This is a genomic window from Bacillus cereus group sp. N12, from assembly GCF_016483575.1.
Taxonomy (GTDB): Bacteria; Bacillota; Bacilli; order Bacillales; family Bacillaceae_G; genus Bacillus_A; species Bacillus_A toyonensis.
Window position 1 is genome coordinate 62323 of the sequence record NZ_JAEHBO010000006.1, and the last position, 19591, is coordinate 81913.

Below are 19591 nucleotides of genomic sequence, written 5' to 3' on the forward strand. Positions count from 1 at the left end.
AAATTAAAATTAACTAAAATTATTTTTTATGTTAAACTATATTAAAATTAAATTAATTATAATTTATTGTATAGCAAGCTACAAGGATATGAGGAGGAAACGGAATGAAGGAAATAGAGGTATTAAAAGCAGAGTATCCATTAGTTAACAAGCTTATTGCAACAGAAGAAGTACTTTGGATAAACCCGAATATAGAAAAGTATGAAACAGCAATAAAAGCTTCATCACTTAATGAAGAAGATGTCAAAGACGCGGAAGAGAGATTAAAGCGTTTTGCACCATATATTGCGAAAGTTTTTCCTGAAACGCAAGAAACGAATGGTATTATAGAATCGCCTTTAGTGAAGATACCTTCAATGAAACAGTCTTTAGAGAAAAATTACGGGCAACCTATACTAGGAAAATTACTATTAAAATGTGATAGTCATCTTCCAATATCAGGATCAATTAAAGCTAGGGGCGGGATTTATGAAGTGTTGAAACATGCTGAACAATTAGCTCTGCAGCATGGAATGTTAACAGAGGAAGATAATTATTCTATTTTAGATAGTGATACATGTAGAGAGTTTTTTGCAAAATACTCAATTGCGGTAGGTTCTACAGGTAATTTAGGGCTAAGTATTGGGATTATGAGTGCGAAACTAGGTTTTAACGTAACTGTCCATATGTCAGCAGACGCAAAAGAATGGAAAAAAGATTTATTAAGAAATAAAGGTGTAAATGTTATTGAATATGAAGCTGATTATAGTAAAGCAGTAGAAGAGGGGCGTCAGCAAGCAGATGCAGATCCTAGCTGTCATTTTGTAGATGATGAAAACTCACATGATTTATTTTTAGGATACGCAGTAGCAGCATCTCGTTTACAAAAGCAATTAGAAGAGTTAGAGATTATAGTAGATGAAGAACATCCTTTATTCGTTTATCTTCCGTGTGGAGTAGGTGGGGGACCTGGCGGAGTAGCATTTGGTTTAAAGTTATTGTATAAAGACAACGTCCATTGTTTCTTTGCAGAGCCAACACATTCTCCATGTATGTTACTCGGGTTAATGACAGGACTTCATGATAAAATCGCCGTTCAAGATATCGGGATTGATAATATAACAGACGCGGACGGACTGGCAGTAGGAAGACCGTCTGGATTTGTCGGTAAAACGATGGAACCATTTTTGAGTGGAAATTACACAGTAAGTGATGAAGAGTTATATAGATTATTAAAAGAACTGGCTGATAAGGAAAATATTAATTTAGAGCCTTCTGCATTAGCTGGTATGGTTGGGCCAGTGAATGTATGTAAAAATGAAAACGAGTATTTACAAAAGCAACAGTTAACAGAGACGGTGAAAAAAGGTACTCATATTGTGTGGGGAACTGGTGGGAGCATGGTTCCAGAAGATGTGATGAATGGGTATTATAAGAAAGGTTTGGGATTAATAATATAAGGAAAATGAGGCTAGTTGTAGCCTCATTTTTTCATGTACATAAAAATCTTTGTTATTTTCACAATAGTTCTTTATAGTATAGATATGAAGGATTACTAATATCGAATAAATATAACAAAACAGCTTTATTTTACATAATAAGAGGATGTGTGTATACGATGTCATTACAGACTAAATATATAGCGGGTATTTCGCTTGGGGTTATGGGAGTAGGTTTTGCTGCTTCTATCCCTTTTCAAGGAACGATAGCTGGAGAGATTATACAAGGGGGATTTGAAGCTGGGTTAGTTGGCGGACTTGCGGATTGGTTCGCGGTTACAGCATTATTTCGTCATCCGATGGGAATCCCAATTCCGCATACAGCTTTGTTACCTAAAAACCGTAAACGAGTAACGAAAGGGCTCATTCACACGCTAGAAAATGAGTGGCTGACGAAAGAAAGTATTACGAATAAAGTAAAAGAAATGCAGTTAGCGCAAATGGTGCTACAAATTACTGAGAGAGAAATGCATTCTGATGCTGTGAAAAAGGGAATTGTAACGATTGCTGAAAAAGCGATTGTTTCAATAGATACAGAAAAGTTAGCTGTTATTATTGAAAAAGAACTTAAAGCATATTTGCATACAATTAATACGAGTAACATCTTACAAGTGCTTGTTGATCAATTAGTTGTGCAAGAATATGATGAAAAGACACTTGATTACATATTAGTAAAAGTGAAAGATTGGACAGCGCAAGATGAAGCTCGTTACCAGCTTGGAAGCTTAGGTATGAAGGCGATGGAAAACATAAAAGTAGATGGATTCTTACAGTTTACTTTGAAATCGTTTATGAATATTGTAGATGAAGATAAAATTGGGGGCATTTTGCAGAAATTTATTATTAGCAATATTAACAGCTTACAAGATGCAGATAATGGCACAAGACAACTTATCTTATCAAAAATTCGCCAAGAAATTATAAATGTAAAAGAAAATGAAGCTTTACTGCAGGAATTAGAAGATTGGAAAGAAAAATGGATTGCCAATTGGGATGCTACTGACAAAATTAAAGAGATGCTAGAGCAAGTACAACAAAGGGCAATTATTTTTGTGAAAAATGAAGAATTTACGGATAAATATGTTATTCCATTTTTACAAACACAAATGAATAAAATAAAAGAAGATGAACAAACTGTTCAAAAAATAGAAGATTGGTTACAAAAGCAAGTTGTCACACTTGTTGAAAAGAATCATTCGAAAATTGGAAAACTTGTACAAGAAAACCTTGATAAACTAGACGATAAAACATTAATTGAAATGATCGAAAATAACGTCGGTAAAGATTTGCAGTGGATTCGAGTGAACGGGGCTGTTTGCGGATTTATGATTGGCTTAATTTTAGAAGGAATTAAAGCGATTATATGAGAAAAACCTTCCACATTTGTGGAAGGTTTTTCTTATTTTTCGATAACGTTCATATTCAAATTATAAGCTTTCTCAATATTTAATTTGTACGTTCCATTTCCAGTTTTAATTGAATTTTTATACCAATGTTCTCGGTCGATTAATTCTGGATTTTCTTCTGAAGTATTATTTTCTTTTTTCGTTAAATCTTCAACTTGTTCCCAAGGTGTGTTTCCATGTGTTTCTTTTTGATTTGTTACTGCTGTTAAAGATACATCACTCTCTTTTGCAAGATGGACAGACACTCTTGAGCTTTCTTGTACAAACCAATTATTTTGTAATTGACCTGGATAAAGAGATAGTTCGTTATTTGAAGCACGGATTTCCACATTTTTATTTTGCGGAAGAACAAGCGTTGGTTTCACCTGTGGTGCCGAGTTAAATAACGTATGCTGAACAGGTAATGATTTTAATGTGATATGCATCGTTTCTCCAGCCGTTTGAACGGAAAGGAAATCATCTCGTTTTAAATTGAGTTTTTCATTTGCTTTCGTCGTCATTTCATACGTTCCCAAAAGATGAATTTGATTTGTATTATTTCCCTCTATGGTTAGAGGCTGATGTCCTGCATCTACTACGATTTTTTTGATAGATTCAGGTATATCAAGTGGTCCGTCTGGAATATTACTCGTTTGCCTCGTTGTATTCATAGAATGACGAACTTCGTCTAGTAATCCAGTAGATAATAAACAGTAAAAAGCAATTCCAACACTTCCTAAAACGCCGATAAAGAAAATACTAAAAATATCATATTTAATAAATGATTGTTCCTTTTTAGAAAATAGAAGGTATAGTAAAATTTCAGCGCCAAGTATAATAAGTAAAACAGGCCACCATGCTGTTAATGTATCCAATACTTGGGTGCCTTTAATGACTGAAAATAGTAAGAAGCAACCTAATGTAATAATGGAAAGCCCCATTGAGAATGTTCCAACGCGCCATGTTCTCATTCGTTTGTACCACCTTTATTTTCTTTATTTCCAAGTAACAATTTAAAGCCGCCGCCAATTAAAAGGAGAGCAACGATAGACGTTTGGAAATAGCGATAATATAGTTCGCTAAGATGAATATTAAATATAGTTGCAAAATAGTCATTCAAAATAGGAAGGACTGTTTGATCTAATAAATAATAACCACCTAATACAATTAATCCGATACCGATCCATCTTTGATGATTTATAAAATAATCTATGATAGGTTCGTCATTAACACGTTCTTTTCCGTATTTTGCAGTTTGCTGTAACGCATCAAAAAAGCTATAGAACCAAATGATTGGTACTAAAAATAAAAACGCAGAAAGTCTTAATAAGTCGAGCAAATAAATGGATAGTAAAAAGGCTGCCATAAGCTGAAGACCACGGCGCTGTAAGCCTAAATACATATGTCCTGCTCCAGGAAACATCGCTAAAATGGAAGCGAATGTTTTATTTTTCTTTCCTTGTTCTCGGTGCTCTTCAAACTCTTCAAAAATAGTACGGTCATCTAGTTGCTCTCCGCGTTCTTTTTTCTGTAGTTGTTGAACAACATCGAAGAAATTATAAATCCATAAAACAGGTAACGTCACGAGAAAGATAAGGAAACTTTCTTGAGATGTTAAAAGGGCAACGAAAATGATCATACTTCCGATTCCTGTACAAGCTACTAAAAATGTAAGGCCACGTTGCATAAGTCCTAATTGAAAATGACCAAGTCCAGGGATAATTGATAGAAGAATGATATAAAATCGTTCGCTCTCTTTAGAGGACTCTGTAAATTCTCCGGCCGCTTGTTTTTTCGATTGATTAATAATAGTGATAACTAAATCTAATAAATTGATCGCCCATAACACGACTAGTAAAAATAGAGAAAGAAAAGCAATATCACGCTCTCCTAATGCTATTGTGCAAAATGCTGCAAAGATAAATAGAAATACAGCCCCTCCGCTATATAAAATAAACCGTCCAAACTTCTTTAAATATAAATGTCCAAGCCCAGGAATTAGCCCTAATACAAGTGCTAAAAAGGGGTTTTTATTCATGCTTTGAACCTCCGTCCTTTGTTGATGTGTCTACCGATTTGTTTACAATTTGTTGTGAGATAGAAGACTCGTTATGTTTTGAAGATTTCTCGAAATTTGATGTCGCTGTAAAAATATATTGGAATAAACCACTTACCATAAAAATAATTGTAGCCGCAGTCGCAATTATGTAGTGAATAATTGTGCGTTTTAGTGAGTTTGTTTTTATATATTCATTAGACTGTAGTGTTTCAAAATTAATTTGCGTCATAACTTCGTTCGTAAATGAATCATCATTTATCATTGGAAGGTTTTCATGTTGTTCATCAATACTTTCCATATAAAGTGCTAAACAATAATCACATTCAAAAAGATGTTCTTCCATAGATTCACGTTCATTGCTTTCTATAAAATCTAATGTATAATTGCGCCAATCTTCTTTTGAATAATGCATCATAGAAACTCTTCCTCCTTCCAATGTTTTTTAATCCATTTTCTTGCCCGATACAGTTTCATTTCGACTGTTTTCACTTCGATGTTTTCCTGCAAAGCAATTTCTTGATAACTTTTTTCTTCTAAATAATGCGAGAGAACGACATCACGGTAATTTTCAGGAAGTTCTCTTAGTTTTTGAGCAATGAGTAATTTTTGCTCTTTCGTCAATAGTAAAGCTTCAATGTTATGAGAGGATTTTATATTTTCCTCAGTTTCTTTACATAAGGAGAGTTCTTCGTGTTCTCTAGCTTTCTTCCTTTTATAATCAATAGCGTGATTGGTGGCAATACGCGCCATCCACGTTTTTAATCCGCGAAATTGATAATTTGGGAGAGAGGCGTGAATTTTTACGAATACTTCTTGTGTAACATCTTTCGCATCTTCTTCATGTCTTAAAATAGAAAAGATAACTTGGAAAATATAGTGACGATATGTTTGCACAAGGATACGAAAAGCATGTTCGCTTCCTTGCTGTGCTTTTTCAATTAATTGTTTTTCCTCAATGGGTCTCTCCCTCCTTTTTGACGCATTCTATTATATAGACGTAAGAAATGATAAGTCACCCTACACATGTTGTAAAAAAAGAATAATATATTTTTAGAAAGGAGGCTATATGAAAAAAGGTGTGAAAAAATGGTAAAAAGGAGTATATAATGAGCAAAGAGGAAATGTTACGCGGAGAAAGGATGTGAATGTTAGTAGGAGGACGTCCATACTAACAAACATGAAAATTAAAATATTAATAGCAGATGATAATTCTTTTATTAGAGAAGGTATGAAAATTATTTTAAATACATACGAAGAGTTTGAAGTATTAGCTACTGTAAATGATGGAAAAGAAGCCGTAGCATATTGTAAGAAGCATGAAGTCGATATTGTGCTTTTAGATGTTCGTATGCCAAACATGAACGGGGTAGAGGCGACGAAAATAATTTGTGAAGAGACGAAAACGAAGTCACTTATTTTAACGACGTTTGATGATGATGAATATATATTGGACGCAGTAAAAAACGGAGCAAAAGGTTATTTATTAAAAAATAATGATCCGGAACGTATTCGTGATGCGATAAAAGGAGTGTATAACGGTCAAACTGTTATGCAAGATGTAGTACTTGATAAAATTAAATCTAATTTAATGGAAAGTAAAGAGGAAGAATGTAAAATAGATAAAAGTCTTTTTACAGAAAGGGAGCTTAGTATTATCGCATTAATTGCGAAAGGTTTCTCGAATAAAGAAATTTCGAAGCAACTTTTCATATCCGAAGGAACAATTGCAAATTATATTACATCTGTTTTAGGGAAAACTGGACTTGAACATCGCACACAAATCGCGATTTATTACTTAACAGGGAAAGTAGATTAATGATATGGAATTTTGGTTAATTGTAAGTAAATTAATTGTCTTTATATATATTGTGTTCAGTTACATCCATTCAAACGTTACGAACTTACCGTGGGTTATACTTACTTTGCTTTTATATCTTTCTATAAACGTGCTGATCTCTATATTTAAAAAAGATACGTACAAAAAAATATTAACTTGTGTGTCAATTGGTGTAGTTATGTTATTGACATGGAAGGTTCATCCGTTTTTTATTTTGTTTTTACCTTTGAATGTATACGAAGTGACATTTCATTATATAGAGAAGAAATGGCAACTTTTTATCATTATGATGATACCTATTATTATTACAGATGAAAATATTCGAATGACGTATGGATTAATTGTTGCATTTTCTTTTCTCGTTTTAACTATGGCAAATCGGTATATATCGCGTGTAGTAAAGCTGGAATCACAAAATGATAAGATGCGAAAAGATATGCAGCGACTGACGAAAAGCTTACATGAAAATAAAGAATACATAAGACAATCAGAGTACACGTTTAAGTTAGAAGAGAGAAATCGACTATCTCAAGAAATTCATGACAAAATCGGTCACTCGATGACAGGTGCGCTTATTCAAATGGAAGCAGCAAAGAGATTGCTTGAAATAGATAAAGAAAAATCTGCCGAGTTATTACAAAATGCAATTCATATTTCGAAAGAGGGCATTGAAAGTATTCGGGTTACATTAAAAAATATGAAGCCACCTACTGAGCAAATTGGTATTCATCGTATGAAATTATTCATAGAGGAATTTGCCGGTAAGCATGATGTAAATATTCCTTTCGTATATAAAGGGAATTTAGATATGATTTCACCGATTCAGTGGAAGATTATCGGTGAAAATGTTACGGAGGCATTAACAAATGCGATGAAATATGCTGATGCGACAGTCATTTCAATCGATATTCATGTACTTAACAAGATGGTGAAAGTGCAAGTGAAGGATAACGGAAAAGGTGCAGCACTTGTAAAAAAAGGTCTCGGTATTATGGGGATGGAGGAGCGAACAGCATCTGTAAATGGAAAAATTATTGTGGATGGGACAAGTGGTTTTTCAGTAACAATGTTGCTGCCGATATAAAAGAATGGGACGAGGATGAATCATCTCATATGAAAAAAGTGAATAATCTCATGTGAAAAGAATGAACTTCTGCACTGAGCAGGTTCATTCTTTTTGTTTATACTAAAAGCAGAGAAACCGAAATAGGGGTGAAATGATGAATACATTAGAAATTAAAAATTTAACGAAAAAATTTGGTGATTTCATCGCGGTAGATAATATGTCTTTATCTATTAAAGAAGGAGAAATATTTGGCTTTTTAGGATCAAATGGTGCAGGTAAGAGTACAACGATTAATATGATTGCTGGTTTGCTAAGAAGTAATGAAGGTGAAATTAGCATACTAGGAAAAAATATAAAGAAACATAATCGATTTGCGAAAATGAATATTGGTATCGTTCCGCAAGATATTGCGATTTATGAAGAGTTAACTGCCTATGAAAATGTGAAATTCTTTGCTGGATTGTATGGATTACGAGGAGCCGAGCTAAAAGCGAGAGTAGAGGAAGCACTTCAATTTGTAGGGCTTAGTGATAAACATAAAAGTTACCCGAAAAACTTTTCTGGTGGGATGAAACGAAGACTGAATATCGCTTGTGCAATCGCTCATAGACCGAAGTTAATTATTATGGATGAGCCGACAGTTGGAATTGATCCACAGTCAAGAAACTATATTCTCCAGTCTGTTCGAAAATTAAATGAAATGGGAAGTACCATTATTTACACGAGCCACTACATGGAAGAAGTAGAAGAAATTTGTACGAAAATAGCAATTGTTGATCACGGTAAAGTAATTGCAGAAGGAACGAAAGAACAGTTAAAAGCGATTATTACCGATACGAAAGACATTTGGATTGAAGTAAAATCAGTAGAAAATTTAGATGTAGAAAAATTAAAAGAGATAAACGGTGTGAAAGCTGTTCAAATTGAAGAGAACGTAATTAAGGTAAACTCGGATGCAGGAGTAAATAATTTAAATAAAATTATTCAGCATTTCATTAATCATGACATTGAAATTCGTTCGTTAGAGGAGCAGGCTCCGAACTTAGAAACAGTATTCCTTACGTTGACTGGAAGAAACTTACGAGATAAATAAAAGGTAAATGAAGAAAAGGTAAAGGGAGGTTCATCAATTGAACATCTTCAATATTGCAGTTATGCATATTAAAAGAGATTTCAGGGACGTAAGAACTTTAGTTTTTATGTTAGCATTTCCTATTGTGCTTATGCTTGTGTTAGGAACAGCGTTAACGAATGCATTTAATAGTGATAGTCATTCTATTAAAGATATTCAAGTGCTATACAAAGACGAAGCGAGTAGCACGTTTTCTCAATCATTTGAAACATTTACGAAAGAAGTCGATAAATCGGGCATTCATTTTAAAAAAGCTTCTGAAGGTATAGATGGGAAAGAGGCAGTGAAGCAAAATAAATATGCTGCTTATGTAGAGTTAAATAAAGATGGTGCGAAATTTTACGGAAGTGACAGAAGTAGTATAGAGGGAAGTATTGTAGAGGGAATGCTTACAACATTTGTTGATAAGTACAATGTAGCGGTCGAAGTTGCAAAAGTAGATCCTAGTAAGGTTAGCGCAGTTATTTCAAACGGAAGTCATAATGATTATATAAAAGAAACATCTTTACAAGCTGCGAAAAAACCAGGTTCTATGGATTATTATGCGGTTGTAATGACGACGATGATTGCACTATATGCTGCGATGGGAGCGAGTTCTTTAATTCGAGGAGAACGAATACGTAAAACAGGAGATCGTCTCATTGCTGCACCTATAAGTAAGGCTGAAATTTTCATTGGGAAGGTGCTAGGTAGTCTAGTAGCAAATGCCCTGTGCATATTACTCGTCATGTTATTTAGTAAATTTGTTTTTCAAGCGAATTGGGGCGACCATCTTGGAATTATATTTCTTATTTTATTAACAGAGGTTTTTCTGGCAATTAGCTTCGGTTTAGGGATCGGCTATATTACGAATACAGGTGAAGCATCTAGAGCAATTGTTTTAGTTATAGTGCAATTAGCTTCTATTTTTGGCGGAGCATACTTTGTAGTAGAAGAAAATGTCGTTACGAATTTATCACCATTAACGTGGGCAAATACAGCTGTTATGAAAATTATTTATGCGGATGATGTAGGAGCTGCACTACCGGTAATATCTTTAAACCTTGGAATTTCAGCACTCTTTTTAATCATTGCGATTATTGCATTACGCAGACGGGAGGGGCTATAGTATGAAAGATATTTTATGGCTTATACAAAAAACACTAACTGTTCTTTTGAAAAATAAAAAAGGATTATTCATTATTATTAGTTTGCCGATAATAGGAACATTAATCTCCTTTTCAATGTATGGGAATGTGGGGCAAGGGACGTTAAATATCGGAGTTATAAATAAAGAAAATCAACTTATAGCAAATGATACAGTGAAATTTTTAGAACGGTTAAATCATGTAAATGTGAGTAAGGTTAAGGAGTCTGAAGTAGAAGAAAAACTCACTTCCAAAAAACTTGATGGTGTGATTACGTTAGAGGCTGGTTTTTCCGAAAGTGTTCGAGAAGGGAAACCAGAGCATATTGAAATTTCATCGATTAAAGGTGATCAAGTAACAGGATTTATAAAATCTTATTTATACAACTATATTGATAATGTAGCAGCTATTAGTAAAGTAGCAGGAACAGATCAAAGTGCATTTGATAGTATGTACGCAGGATATCAAAAAGGTTCATTTAAAATGAAAACGGAGACGCTAGAAGATACTTCGAAAAATAAAGATATGACAAACCAAACGATGGGTTATCTTATTATGTTTATGCTATTTTCAGCAGCGAACTTATCAGGTTATATTTTAAAAGAAAAAGAAAATAGAACGTATTTTAGACTATTATCAACGCCGATAGATGGAAAGAAATTTATATTATCTAATGTCGGGGTAAATATGATGATACTAACAGTACAAATTCTAATTACAATCTTATTCCTAACGAATGTATTTCATACGAATATCAATATGCCTTTCATAGTGATGATTGGTGTACTCATGCTATTTGCTTTAATAGCGATTGGAATATCGTTAGTCCTTGTCGCTTTTTCGAAAAACTCAGCATCGGCAAATGCACTGCAAAATATGATTATTGTACCGACATGTTTACTGGCTGGATGTTATTTTCCGTATGACATTATGCCGAAAGCGGTACAAAAAGTAGCTGATTTTCTTCCACAACGCTGGTTGTTAGATACAGTATCAAAAATACAACAAGGAATTCCATTCTCTGAGTTGTATTTAAATATTTTAATCTTATTCGCCTTTGCGGTCGCATTCTTCTTAATTGCTATTTATAAGTTTGGAAGAAATAATGATGCGAGGAATTTTGTTTAATGTGAAAAGGATGTGACGTTAAGTCACATCCTTTTTTGTATGAAGCATGAAATCTAAACTTGAATGACAAAATAGAAAGGTGGAAAGAAAATGATCGGAAGGAAATCAAAATGATTAAAAAAATATTGCGAGTTACTTCTATTGTTATTGCTATTTTCGTTTTTATTTTAATATGGATGCATATCGATGTTACCTTAGGTAGGAAAATGGAAGCTGGGAAAAACATGCCGACAGAGTATGCACCTCATTATAGTGATTTTCAATTATATGTAAAAGGGAAGTCGTTTTATAAACAGTTATTTACCGACATAAGAGAAGCAAAGCAATCTATTTACACGTATTTTTTTATTTTGTCGGATGATAAAAGTAGCCATACGTTTTTAAATTTATTAAAAGAGAAGGCAAAAGAAGGAGTAAACGTCTATTTATCAGTTGATCGCATTAATGATTTATCATTTGAAGGAAAGATGATAAATGAATTGCGGGAAAGTGGTGTACATTTTACGTATAGTAGAAAACCTGAATTGCCATTCGGATTTTATTCACTTCACCATCGTAATCATCGCCGTATTACGACAATTGATGGGGAGATTGGATATACAGGTGGTTTTAATATAGGAGATGAGTACTTAGGAAAAGATAAGCGATTTGGATATTGGCGTGACTATCATGTGCGGCTTAAAGGAGAAGGAGCAAAAGATTTAGAAGAACAGTTTGCTTTAGATTGGAAACGAGATACGAAAGAAAATATAAAGAGAAGTACGAATAAAGCTAGTAAAGGGAACACGTTACATACGATGGCCAGTTACAATGGGCATAACGTCGCCGAAAAATATGTAGAGTTAATAAACCAAGCAAAGCATTCGGTTGTCATTACGACGCCGTATTTTATAGCGAAAAATAAAGAGTTAATGAATGCTTTAATCGCAGCACAAAAGCGTGGTGTTACAGTAAAAATACTTTGGTCATATAAACCAGATCTACCTCTTATAAAAGAAGCGGCGTATCCATACATACGTCAAGCTGTTAATAATGGGATTACTGTATATGGGTATAAAAAAGGAATGTTTCATGGGAAGTTAATGTTAATTGATAATGAATTAACTGTTATCGGTACAACGAACTTTACTGCACGTAGCTTCTATATTAATGATGAGATGAATTTGTATATTCATGGTGGATCTATCGTCTCAGAAGTGAATGAGGCGTTAACGCAAGATTTTCATGATTCGAAAGAAATGACGAAAGAATTTTTTGAGAAGTTATCATTTTGGGAGCATTGTAAGGAGAAGTTGGGGGGATTGGCTGATTTTTATTTATAAAGGTTAATGAAAAAGGGTGTCTTTTATAGACACCCTTTTCATGAGAAATAACTATTATTCATGCACAAGCATCGAAACATCATCATTAATCAACGTCCCCACATGTTCCCCTAAACATATTTTCTTCATCACCCCAGGCTCATCGAAGTTAAAGACATGTGCTGGTAAATTGTAGTCCCGAGCAAGCAATAAAGCGGCTTGGTCCATGACTTGTATGTTTTGTCTAACAACATCGTTATAGTTCAGCTTTCGATACATTTTTGCTGATTTGTTATGCTTCGGATCACTTGTAAAAACGCCGTCGACACCTTGTTTTGCGACTAATATGGCGTCACTATTCATTTCGATTGCTCTCTGTACACTTGGGTAATCTGTCGTAACGAAAGGTTGCCCGTTACCGCCTCCAAAAATAACGACATAACCGTTATCTAAATGATGGACTGCACGCAAGCGAATATATGGTTCAGCTACTGCGTTAAAAGGGATGGAAGTCATAACGCGTACTTCTTTATTTGTTTTACTAGTTAAAACACCGCGTAGCATTAAGCTATTAATAATCGTACCTAACGTACCGATATTATCAGCTTCTACACGATCAATTCCCCATTCTTCAGCTAAATGACCTCTGAAAATGTTACCGCCACCGATAACGATGGATACTTCGATACCTAAATCAACAATGGATAAAATTTCGTTTGCGATATGTTCTAATCGTTTGGAGTTAAAGCTATTTCCAGTTTGATCGGCAAGAGCGCCGCCGCTTAGTTTTATTAAAACTCTTTTATATGGCCTCATAACAATTCCCCCTATATAGATCGCAATAAAAAAGGAACAAAGGCGAATGCCTTTGTTCCTTTTTAAGAAAACGAAAAAGAAAAGAAGAAGATAGGACGAATTTTTTCACGTAACTTTTCATGCTATCCACTCCTTTTCATTTTGATTTGTTTTAAGTATATATCTTTTTGATTATACGAAACAATCTGATTACTTATCAAGTTTATTTTATCATTTTTTAACAAAATGGTGTCAATGAAAAATATAAGAAAAATATTTGAATTTTTTGTGACAAACTTGTAGGTTTTTGTATGATTTTGTAGGTTCGCTTATATGATGTGTGAGTAGCTTTTATAAATTCAAATTGAAAGCGTTCGCATGAAGGGGATGAACATAAATGAAAAAATTCGGATTGGCAACACAAATTTTTGTCGCGCTTGTTTTAGGGATTGTAGTAGGGGCAGTCTTTTATGGCAATAAAACGGCGATTTCTTATATCACACCAATTGGGGATATATTTATTCACTTAATTAAGATGATTGTAGTACCAATTGTTATTTCAGCATTAATTGTTGCGGTAGCTGGCGTGGGAGATATGAAAAAGCTTGGGAAACTGGGCGGTAAGACAATTCTTTATTTCGAAATTATTACGACGATTGCTATTTTAATGGGATTACTTGCAGCGAATATATTCCAACCAGGTACTGGCGTTGATATGAGTAATTTACAGCAGAGTGATATTTCTTCTTATAAACAAACTGCAGATGCAACAGAGAAGAAAGGATTTGCTGAAACGATTGTTCATATTGTACCGAAAAACGTATTTGAATCTATCTCACAAGGTGACTTATTACCGATTATATTCTTCTCCGTGTTATTTGGTTTAGGAGTTGCGGCAATTGGAGAAAAAGGAAAGCCTGTCTTTAACTTTTTTGAAGGTGTACTCGAAGCGATGTTTTGGGTTACAAATCAAGTTATGAAGTTTGCACCATTCGGTGTATTCGCATTAATTGCTGTTACGGTTGCAAAATTTGGTGTAGCAACACTACTTCCGTTAGGAAAACTAGTGCTAGCTGTATACGTAACTGTTATACTATTCGTTGTGATTGTATTAGGTATTAATGCACGAATGGTTGGCGTAAACATTTTTACATTAATAAAAATTTTAAAAGAAGAACTTATTCTTTCATTTACGACAGCAAGTTCAGAAGCTGTTTTACCTAATATAATGAGAAAAATGGAAGAGTTCGGTTGTCCAAAGGCAGTTGCCTCTTTCGTAATTCCGACAGGTTATACATTTAACTTGACTGGATCGGCTATTTATCAAGCGTTAGCGGCATTGTTTGTTGCACAAATGTATGGTGTACACATGTCACTGACGGAGCAAATAACGTTATTATTCGTTCTCATGTTAACATCCAAAGGTATGGCGGGAGTTCCAGGTGCATCGTTCGTTGTTGTATTAGCAACGTTAGGTTCAATGGGGTTACCACTAGAAGGTATCGCGTTAATTGCGGGAATTGACCGCATTTTAGATATGATTCGCTCATCTGTCAATGTATTAGGAAATGCATTAGCGGCCATTGTTATGTCGAAGTGGGAAGGCGAATTCGATAATGAGAAAGCAAAACAATATGTAGAAACAGTCAAAGAAACAAAAGCAGCATAAGAAATCGTTAAGGAGTGAATAATCATGGCAACATTAACTGAAGTTAAAAATGGTGTGCGAATTGAAAAAGATTTTTTAGGTGAAAAAGAAGTACCAAATTATGCATACTACGGCGTACAAACAATGCGTGCAGTAGAAAACTTCCCAATTACAGGTTACAAAATTCATGAAGGTTTAATTCAAGCATTCGCAGTTGTAAAAAAAGCAGCAGCACTTGCAAATACAGATGTAGGTAGATTGGAATTGAATAAAGGCGGCGCGATCGCAGAAGCTGCTCAAGAAATTCTAGATGGAAAATGGCACGATCATTTCATCGTCGACCCAATTCAGGGCGGTGCAGGTACTTCAATGAACATGAATGCAAATGAAGTCATTGCCAATCGTGCTCTTGAATTATTAGGAATGGAAAAGGGAGACTATCATTATATTAGTCCAAATAGCCATGTGAATATGGCACAATCAACAAACGATGCATTCCCAACGGCGATTCATATCGCGACATTAAATGCATTAGAAGGCTTATTACAAACGATGGGTTATATGCATGATGTATTTGAATTAAAAGCAGAACAATTCGACCATGTTATTAAAATGGGTCGTACGCATTTACAAGATGCTGTACCAATTCGTCTTGGACAAGAGTTTAAAGCGTATTCTCGCGTACTTGAACGTGATATGAAACGTATTAAGCAATCACGTCAACATTTATATGAAGTAAATATGGGAGCAACTGCAGTTGGTACAGGCCTAAATGCAGATCCAGAGTATATTGAAGCAGTTGTAAAACATCTTGCTACAATTAGTGAATTACCGCTTGTTGGTGCAGAAGATTTAGTGGACGCGACGCAAAATACTGATGCGTACACAGAAGTGTCTGCAGCACTAAAAGTATGTATGATGAACATGTCTAAAATCGCGAATGACCTTCGCTTAATGGCATCAGGTCCACGTGTTGGTTTAGCAGAAATTATGTTACCAGCTCGTCAACCAGGTTCTTCTATTATGCCAGGGAAAGTAAACCCTGTTATGCCAGAAGTTATTAACCAAATTGCGTTCCAAGTTATTGGTAACGATCATACAATTTGCCTTGCTTCAGAAGCAGGACAATTAGAATTAAATGTTATGGAACCAGTACTTGTTTTCAACTTACTTCAATCTATTAGCGTTATGAATAACGGTTTCCGTGCCTTTACAGATAATTGCTTAAAAGGAATTGAAGCGAATGAAGATCGTTTAAAAGAGTATGTTGAGAAAAGTGTAGGAATTATTACAGCCGTGAACCCTCATATCGGTTATGAAGCAGCAGCTCGTGTTGCGAAAGAAGCAATTGCAACAGGTCAATCCGTTCGTGAACTTTGTGTGAAAAATGGTGTATTGTCACAAGAAGATTTAGAGTTAATTCTAGATCCATTTGAAATGACACATCCAGGGATTGCAGGAGCAACTCTTTTAAAGAAAAATTAAAAGAAGAGGGGGACAATCCCCTCTTTTTTGTTTACAATATAGAAATGCTATATATGAATAGAGGTAGGGATGTTATGAGTAAGTTTACAGTGGCTTCTAATGGTGCATTAGAAACAACATTAAGAGGAGCAGAAGTATTATCAACACCACTTTTAAATAAAGGGGTAGCTTTCACACAAGAGGAAAGAGAAGAGTTAGGTTTAAAAGGTTTATTACCGCCAGCGGTTTTAACATTAGAAGAACAAGCACGCCGAGCATATGAACAATTTAGTTCTCAGCCGGATGATTTATTAAAAAATGTATACTTAACGGCGTTACATGATCGAAATGAAGTATTATTTTATCGTATATTAACAGATCATTTACGTGAAATGTTACCGATTGTATATACACCAACTGTAGGTGTAGCAATTCAAAGGTATAGTCATGAATACCGTAAACCACGTGGTATTTATTTATCAATTAACGATCCATCAGGTATTGAAGATGCATTTGCCAATATCGGTGCAACAGCTGAAAATATTGATTTAGTCGTTGTAACGGATGGAGAAGGTATATTAGGAATTGGTGATTGGGGTGTTGGTGGAATTAACATCGCAATTGGGAAATTAGCTGTATATACGGCCGCAGTTGGAATCGATCCTAGCCGTGTATTACCAGTAATTTTAGATGTAGGTACAAATCGTGAGGAATTATTAAACAATCCATTTTATATCGGAAATCGTCACCCTCGTATAACAGGGGAAGCTTACGATGAATTTATTGATACGTTTGTTCAAGCGGTAAATAAACAATTCCCGAAGGCGCTTCTACATTGGGAAGACTTCAGTTCTCGAAATGCACGAAAAATTTTAGATAAATATCGTCATGACGTTTGTACATTTAATGATGATATTCAAGGTACAGGGGCAGTTTCACTTGCTGCTGTATTATCGGCAGTAAAAGCTTCTGGTGTACCGCTAAGTGAGCACCGTGTTGTTGTGTTTGGTGCTGGTACGGCTGGAATCGGTATCGCAGATCAAGTAAGAGATGCAATGGTTCGCGTCGGTTTATCAGACGAAGAATCTTATAATCGTTTCTGGTGTATTGACCGTAACGGATTAGTTACAGATACTATGGAAGATCTTCTTGATTTCCAAATTCCATATGCAAGAAAAGAAGCAGAAGTAAGTGATTGGAAACAAAATGATGTGATTGGGCTTGCTGAAGTTGTGAAATATGTAAAACCGACAATTTTAATTGGAACATCAACAGTTGCGGGCGCATTTAAAGAAGAGATTATTAAAGAAATGGCTTCTCACGTAGAAAGACCAATTATTTTACCAATGTCGAATCCAACACCACTTGCGGAAGCGAAACCAGCAGATTTAATCGAGTGGACAGAAGGAAGAGCGTTAGTTGCAACAGGAAGTCCGTTTGAACCGGTTACATATAACGGTGTAACGTATGTGATTGGACAGTCAAATAACGCACTTATTTTCCCAGGACTAGGTCTTGGTACAATTGTTGTTCGTGCAAGCGTCATGACGGATGGAATGTTCGCAGCAGCAGCTGAAGCAGTTGCAAGTATGGTAGATACAAGTCAGCCAGGAGCACCTATTTTGCCAGAAGTTGAAGAGTTACGTAATATCTCTGAACTAGTTGCAATTGAAGTAGCGAAAGTTGCAGTTGCAGAAGGTGTTGCTAGAGAGAATTTAAGTGATAACGATATTAAGATTGCAGTGAAAGAAGCAATGTGGAAGCCTGAGTATCGTCAAATAAAAGCGGTAGAAAAGGTTAGTATATAGAGAAAAAGCCCGTTTATAATAATAAACGGGCTTTACTTATACATTTTGAAAAAATATATAGGAAGTGGCAGCTTTGAATTGGAATCAATTATGGAAGAAAGATATGTATCTTTTAATTATATTAATGGTAGTTGTCCCAATTGCTGGAGAGCTTAATTTTCATCCTTTTAATGATATGTTTCGTGTTAGCTTCGGGACACCGCTTTTCTTCTTTTTATTACTATTTTTAAGAAGAATACCAGCAGCTGCTGCAGGTGTTCTCGTCGGTATATCTGTAGTTTTATTCCGTGTAAGTCTTGACTGGGTATTGCAAGGTTCATTCCATATGACAGAATCATTTTATTTGCGCTATCCTGTGTTCTTTTATTATTTTATTTATGGAAGCCTCTTTTCGTTTTGTAGGGTAAATAAGTTTCATCAGAAGCCAATTGTTATTGGGTGCCTTGGAATTTCAATTGAAATTATTGCAAGTATGTCAGAACTTGCGTTTTATCATATGCTCGTACTAGGCACAACAATAACAGTTTCTGAAGTGAATAAACTAATCATTATAGCTATTTTCCGTAGTTTCTTTGCGCTCGGTTTTTTAAATATGATGAATTTATATGAAACGAAATTAAAAGAATCCCAAGTTCGAAAAGAAAATGAAAATATGTTAATGTATCTCTCTAATTTATATGTGGAATCTGTCCATTTGAAAAAAACGTTACAAAATGCTGAGTTAATTACACAAGAAGCATATCAACTATATCGAAACTTACAAGCGAACGATGACTTAAATAGCAAAACAGCTTTAAAAATAGCAGGAGAAGTGCATGAAATAAAAAAGGATAATCAAAGGATTTTTGCAGGGTTATCTAAACTGTTATTAGATAAAAATGTGGCTGAGTATGTAGAAGGACATGAATTAGCGGAAATAATTGTAAGAATAAATGAGAAGTATGCTGAAATGCTAGGAAAAGATATACGTTTTTCTAAACATATAGAAGGTGAGCACGCTGCATATCACGTGTATACAGTTCTATCAATTTTTAATAATTTAGTTGCAAATGCAGTGGAAGCAATTGAGGATAGAGGTCTCATTAGTATAAAGCTATATAAACGAGATAAACATATATTCTTTGAAGTAATTGACGATGGTCCTGGTATTGCACAGAAGTATAAGAAATTAGTATTTAAGCCAGGGTTTACTTCAAAGTATGATCAAACGGGAACACCGTCAACAGGTATTGGACTTTCTTACATAAACGAAATGGTAACAGAGCTAGGTGGAGAAGTGAGATTAGAAGACCGAGAAACTGGCGGCGGGTGTAAGTTTATCGTTTGTTTACCGGAGTGCAGTTTAAAGCGGGAAGGGGAATAA

At 34.8% G+C, this 19591-nt stretch carries 17 protein-coding genes; 12 read left to right on the forward strand and 5 right to left on the reverse strand.

Translation table 11 applies throughout. The annotated features are described in order from the left end of the window. The first annotated feature begins 104 nt into the window (after positions 1-104). On the forward strand, positions 105-1439 hold the full coding sequence (locus JDS92_RS05245) for a D-serine ammonia-lyase (RefSeq protein WP_199631606.1): 1335 nt from the start codon (positions 105-107) through the stop codon (positions 1437-1439). Between the two features lie 158 nt (positions 1440-1597). Then, positions 1598-2845: a DUF445 domain-containing protein gene (locus tag JDS92_RS05250; RefSeq protein WP_199631607.1), complete on the forward strand. Its 1248-nt coding sequence runs from the start codon at positions 1598-1600 to the stop codon at positions 2843-2845. Positions 2846-2877: 32 nt separating this feature from the next. Here JDS92_RS05250 and exsE read toward each other — a convergent pair whose 3' ends face one another. The 4 genes from exsE to JDS92_RS05270 are packed head-to-tail and all read right to left on the reverse strand — an operon-like array spanning position 2878 to position 5816. Continuing rightward, positions 2878-3834 (reverse strand): exosporium protein ExsE, encoded by a 957-nt coding sequence (gene exsE / locus JDS92_RS05255; protein ID WP_001261438.1) that lies wholly within the window; start codon positions 3832-3834, stop codon positions 2878-2880. Continuing rightward, positions 3831-4901: a hypothetical protein gene (locus JDS92_RS05260; protein WP_001039103.1), complete on the reverse strand. Its 1071-nt coding sequence runs from the start codon at positions 4899-4901 to the stop codon at positions 3831-3833. The genes exsE and JDS92_RS05260 overlap by 4 nt, the downstream gene beginning before the upstream one ends. Then, the gene (locus JDS92_RS05265) at positions 4894-5337 is read right to left on the reverse strand and encodes a hypothetical protein (protein ID WP_000972343.1); all 444 of its coding nucleotides are present in this window, start codon (positions 5335-5337) and stop codon (positions 4894-4896) included. Before JDS92_RS05265 ends, JDS92_RS05260 begins: the two co-directional genes overlap by 8 nt. Next, positions 5334-5816, reverse strand: coding sequence for an RNA polymerase sigma factor (locus JDS92_RS05270; RefSeq protein WP_237672308.1), 483 nt, complete (start codon positions 5814-5816; stop codon positions 5334-5336). The genes JDS92_RS05265 and JDS92_RS05270 overlap by 4 nt, the downstream gene beginning before the upstream one ends. Before the next feature lie 283 nt (positions 5817-6099). Between JDS92_RS05270 and JDS92_RS05275 the strand changes: the two genes are divergently transcribed. From JDS92_RS05275 to cls, 6 genes are all read left to right on the forward strand, one after another. Continuing rightward, a complete protein-coding gene (locus tag JDS92_RS05275; protein ID WP_000694087.1) occupies positions 6100-6738 on the forward strand; it encodes a response regulator transcription factor in 639 nt (212 codons plus the stop codon). Positions 6739-6742: 4 nt separating this feature from the next. After that, the gene (locus JDS92_RS05280; RefSeq protein WP_199631608.1) at positions 6743-7843 is read left to right on the forward strand and encodes a sensor histidine kinase; all 1101 of its coding nucleotides are present in this window, start codon (positions 6743-6745) and stop codon (positions 7841-7843) included. A 136-nt stretch (positions 7844-7979) separates the two neighbouring features. Further along, the gene (locus JDS92_RS05285; RefSeq protein ID WP_064449823.1) at positions 7980-8918 is read left to right on the forward strand and encodes an ABC transporter ATP-binding protein; all 939 of its coding nucleotides are present in this window, start codon (positions 7980-7982) and stop codon (positions 8916-8918) included. A 37-nt stretch (positions 8919-8955) separates the two neighbouring features. Continuing rightward, positions 8956-10065, forward strand: coding sequence for an ABC transporter permease (locus tag JDS92_RS05290; RefSeq protein WP_199631609.1), 1110 nt, complete (start codon positions 8956-8958; stop codon positions 10063-10065). A gap of 1 nt (position 10066) precedes the next feature. After that, entirely contained in the window at positions 10067-11212 is a 1146-nt protein-coding gene (locus JDS92_RS05295; protein WP_097957156.1) for an ABC transporter permease, read from the forward strand. A 110-nt stretch (positions 11213-11322) separates the two neighbouring features. Next, positions 11323-12534 carry a cardiolipin synthase gene (cls, locus tag JDS92_RS05300; RefSeq protein WP_141555988.1) on the forward strand — a complete coding sequence of 404 codons (1212 nt, stop codon included), beginning with the start codon at positions 11323-11325 and terminating at the stop codon, positions 12532-12534. Positions 12535-12588: 54 nt separating this feature from the next. Here the strand turns inward: cls and pyrH are convergent, their stop codons facing one another. Further along, on the reverse strand, positions 12589-13329 hold the full coding sequence (gene pyrH / locus JDS92_RS05305) for a UMP kinase (protein ID WP_001248057.1): 741 nt from the start codon (positions 13327-13329) through the stop codon (positions 12589-12591). 376 nt (positions 13330-13705) lie between these two features. Between pyrH and JDS92_RS05310 the strand changes: the two genes are divergently transcribed. From JDS92_RS05310 to JDS92_RS05325, 4 genes are all read left to right on the forward strand, one after another. Beyond that, positions 13706-14977 (forward strand): cation:dicarboxylate symporter family transporter, encoded by a 1272-nt coding sequence (locus JDS92_RS05310; protein ID WP_000713298.1) that lies wholly within the window; start codon positions 13706-13708, stop codon positions 14975-14977. A 24-nt stretch (positions 14978-15001) separates the two neighbouring features. Beyond that, on the forward strand, positions 15002-16441 hold the full coding sequence (gene aspA / locus JDS92_RS05315) for an aspartate ammonia-lyase (protein ID WP_199631610.1): 1440 nt from the start codon (positions 15002-15004) through the stop codon (positions 16439-16441). Positions 16442-16515: 74 nt separating this feature from the next. Beyond that, positions 16516-18228, forward strand: coding sequence for an oxaloacetate-decarboxylating malate dehydrogenase (gene malS / locus JDS92_RS05320; RefSeq protein WP_199631611.1), 1713 nt, complete (start codon positions 16516-16518; stop codon positions 18226-18228). Positions 18229-18292: 64 nt separating this feature from the next. Further along, a complete protein-coding gene (locus JDS92_RS05325; RefSeq protein WP_002043043.1) occupies positions 18293-19591 on the forward strand; it encodes a sensor histidine kinase in 1299 nt (432 codons plus the stop codon).

What these genes read in the sequence shown, in the direction of transcription:
- JDS92_RS05245 (WP_199631606.1), top strand. Translation starts at nt 105, where the DNA reads ATGAAGGAAATAGAGGTATTAAAAGCAGAGTATCCATTAGTTAACAAG.
- JDS92_RS05250 (WP_199631607.1), top strand. Translation starts at nt 1,598, where the DNA reads ATGTCATTACAGACTAAATATATAGCGGGTATTTCGCTTGGGGTTATG.
- exsE (WP_001261438.1), bottom strand. Translation starts at nt 3,834, where the DNA reads ATGAGAACATGGCGCGTTGGAACATTCTCAATGGGGCTTTCCATTATT.
- JDS92_RS05260 (WP_001039103.1), bottom strand. Translation starts at nt 4,901, where the DNA reads ATGAATAAAAACCCCTTTTTAGCACTTGTATTAGGGCTAATTCCTGGG.
- JDS92_RS05265 (WP_000972343.1), bottom strand. Translation starts at nt 5,337, where the DNA reads ATGATGCATTATTCAAAAGAAGATTGGCGCAATTATACATTAGATTTT.
- JDS92_RS05275 (WP_000694087.1), top strand. Translation starts at nt 6,100, where the DNA reads ATGAAAATTAAAATATTAATAGCAGATGATAATTCTTTTATTAGAGAA.
- JDS92_RS05280 (WP_199631608.1), top strand. Translation starts at nt 6,743, where the DNA reads ATGGAATTTTGGTTAATTGTAAGTAAATTAATTGTCTTTATATATATT.
- JDS92_RS05285 (WP_064449823.1), top strand. Translation starts at nt 7,980, where the DNA reads ATGAATACATTAGAAATTAAAAATTTAACGAAAAAATTTGGTGATTTC.
- JDS92_RS05295 (WP_097957156.1), top strand. Translation starts at nt 10,067, where the DNA reads ATGAAAGATATTTTATGGCTTATACAAAAAACACTAACTGTTCTTTTG.
- cls (WP_141555988.1), top strand. Translation starts at nt 11,323, where the DNA reads ATGATTAAAAAAATATTGCGAGTTACTTCTATTGTTATTGCTATTTTC.
- pyrH (WP_001248057.1), bottom strand. Translation starts at nt 13,329, where the DNA reads ATGAGGCCATATAAAAGAGTTTTAATAAAACTAAGCGGCGGCGCTCTT.
- JDS92_RS05310 (WP_000713298.1), top strand. Translation starts at nt 13,706, where the DNA reads ATGAAAAAATTCGGATTGGCAACACAAATTTTTGTCGCGCTTGTTTTA.
- aspA (WP_199631610.1), top strand. Translation starts at nt 15,002, where the DNA reads ATGGCAACATTAACTGAAGTTAAAAATGGTGTGCGAATTGAAAAAGAT.
- malS (WP_199631611.1), top strand. Translation starts at nt 16,516, where the DNA reads ATGAGTAAGTTTACAGTGGCTTCTAATGGTGCATTAGAAACAACATTA.